Annotated in this window: 1 tRNA gene, 2 rRNA genes and 1 pseudogene (2 of these 4 cut by a window edge); all 4 read right to left on the bottom strand. The window is 56.2% G+C overall.

The features are described 5' to 3' along the window. A pseudogene (locus MESAU_RS08320) lies at window positions 1–112 on the bottom strand (type II toxin-antitoxin system ParD family antitoxin); it reaches 149 nt to the left of the window's first position. 493 nt (window positions 113–605) lie between these two features. Continuing rightward, window positions 606–682 (bottom strand) — tRNA-Met (locus MESAU_RS08315). Window positions 683–926: 244 nt separating this feature from the next. Next, a 5S ribosomal RNA gene (gene rrf / locus MESAU_RS08310) occupies window positions 927–1,041 on the bottom strand. 272 nt (window positions 1,042–1,313) lie between these two features. After that, window positions 1,314–2,500, bottom strand: a 23S ribosomal RNA gene (locus MESAU_RS08305); it runs 1,645 nt beyond the window's last position.

Below are 2,500 nucleotides of genomic sequence, written 5' to 3'. Positions count from 1 at the left end.
CGAGCATGCGTAGGCCGGCGCGGACAACCTCGCTGGCATTGTTGTAGCGGTCTGATTCGAGTTGCCGCTTGATGAATTGCTCATGGTGGTCGTTCAAAGCGTAATTGGGCATGGCACCTCCTGGAAGATATTATGTGGCAGAGGAGCATTCTGCCGCCTCGAACGCGTTTCACCGTCACCACGCGCTCAAGCGGGGTCACCCGATCCGGCAGAATTGAAATAACGATTGGGACAGTTCTGTGGAGCGGAGGGCCGCAGCCCGTGCTACCGGCATCCGAAAGCGTGTGAGGAGACCAGCTGAGTTAAAGCCCAACCGGCCAATCTGTTCATGCTTGGCGGCCATCGATCTTGAACCCCGTCCCCATGGCCTTCGCTGATTTGATTTGTCCCGCGCGTCGGCGGCGCCTTTTTGCGGGTCCTGAACAGAGTGGATCGACTCCACGGCGATCCGGATAGGCAACGGTCCGCCGATTTGGACTCTGGCGGCCGTTTTCTTTGTGAGGTTTTGTTGGCTTGGTTTGGGGGCTGATGGGTTCGAATTTCTGTGCGGAGAGATCGGAACGCGAACGGCCCGCCGGCATAGAGCCAGGCGGGCCGTTTTTGTTTGGTTGCGGGGACAGGATTTGAACCTGTGACCTTCAGGTTATGAGCCTGACGAGCTACCGGGCTGCTCCACCCCGCGTCACCACCATGATCGCCTTGTGGCGATTGCGGTATTTGCGATCGCCGTTTTATTTGGCGATTGCGGTATTCTGTCTCCACCAAATGAAAGGGCCGCTTAGAGCGGCCCGGGATCCCTTGGCGGGCCTTTATGGATGTTGCCCAAAAGAGTTAGCGGTTTTGGGGCAACGACATGCATCGAACGAAGTGCAGAGAAGATTTCACGGTCATCCGATTGGATGAGAGTTTGAACGTGCGTTTTGCAGACCTGGCAGCGACCTACTCTCCCGCGTCTTGAGACGAAGTACCATCAGCGCTGGAGCGTTTCACGGCCGAGTTCGGAATGGGATCGGGTGCAGCCGCTCCGCCATAACCACCAGGTCGGCAAAACGCACGTTATTCGAGAAGCTGGAATAGGGAATAGTGAGTAGCGAATAGTGAGTAGGGGATACCTATTCGCCATTGGCTCACTGCTCTTCACCTGTCTTTTTGTGCCTGAGCGACATCCGCAGTTTGCTTCCGGGCAAAGCCCGCAAGCGCGACTGCGCGTCGCCGGTCGTCCGGCGCCCTCGCTTAAGCTTAGGCCCGTAAGGGCCGCTCATGCGTGAGCGCTGGTCAGACCATTTGACTTCAAATGGATATTAGGAATGAGAACGATCAAGCCGATCGAACTATTAGTACCGGTAAGCTTCAAGCGTTGCCGCTCTTCCACACCCGGCCTATCAACGTGGTCGTCTTCCACGGTTCTCAGGGAATACTCGTTTTAAGGTGGGTTTCCCGCTTAGATGCCTTCAGCGGTTATCCCGTCCGGATATAGCTACCCTGCTATGCGGCTGGCGCCACAACAGGTCCACCAGAGATCCGTCCATCCCGGTCCTCTCGTACTAGGGACAGATCCTTTCAATATTCCTACACCCACGGCAGATAGGGACCGAACTGTCTCACGACGTTCTGAACCCAACTCACGTACCGCTTTAAATGGCGAACAGCCATACCCTTGGGACCTGCTCCAGCCCCAGGATGCGATGAGTCGACATCGAGGTGCCAAACAACCCCGTCGATATGGACTCTTGGGGGTCATCAGCCTGTTATCCCCGGCGTACCTTTTATCCGTTGAGCGATGGCCCTTCCACGCGGGACCACCGGATCACTATGACCGACTTTCGTCTCTGCTCGACTTGTCAGTCTCGCAGTCAGGCAGGCTTATGCCATTGCACTCAGCGAACGATTTCCGACCGTTCTGAGCCCACCATCGCGCGCCTCCGTTACTCTTTAGGAGGCGACCGCCCCAGTCAAACTACCCACCATACATTGTCCCGGACCCGGATAACGGGCCGCGGTTAGACATCCATAGTGATAAGGGTGGTATTTCAAGGGTGGCTCCACCTGAGCTGGCGCCCAGGTTTCAAAGCCTACCACCTATCCTACACATGCCACTACGAATGCCAATGTAAAGCTATAGTAAAGGTGCACGGGGTCTTTCCGTCTAACCGCAGGAACCCCGCATCTTCACGGGGAATTCAATTTCACTGAGTCTATGCTGGAGACAGCGGGGAAGTCGTTACGCCATTCGTGCAGGTCGGAACTTACCCGACAAGGAATTTCGCTACCTTAGGACCGTTATAGTTACGGCCGCCGTTTACTGGGGCTTCGATTCAGAGCTTGCACCCCTCCTCTTAACCTTCCAGCACCGGGCAGGCGTCAGACCCTATACGTCGTCTTGCGACTTCGCAGAGCCCTGTGTTTTTGATAAACAGTCGCTACCCCCTGGTCTGTGCCACCCTCCTCCACTTGCGTGGAAAAGGGTCACGCTTCTTCCGAAGTTACGCGTGCAATTTGC

The sequence above is a fragment of the Mesorhizobium australicum WSM2073 genome (assembly GCF_000230995.2).
GTDB lineage: Bacteria > Pseudomonadota > Alphaproteobacteria > Rhizobiales > Rhizobiaceae > Mesorhizobium > Mesorhizobium australicum.
This window is presented reverse-complemented; position numbering and strand designations above follow the sequence as displayed.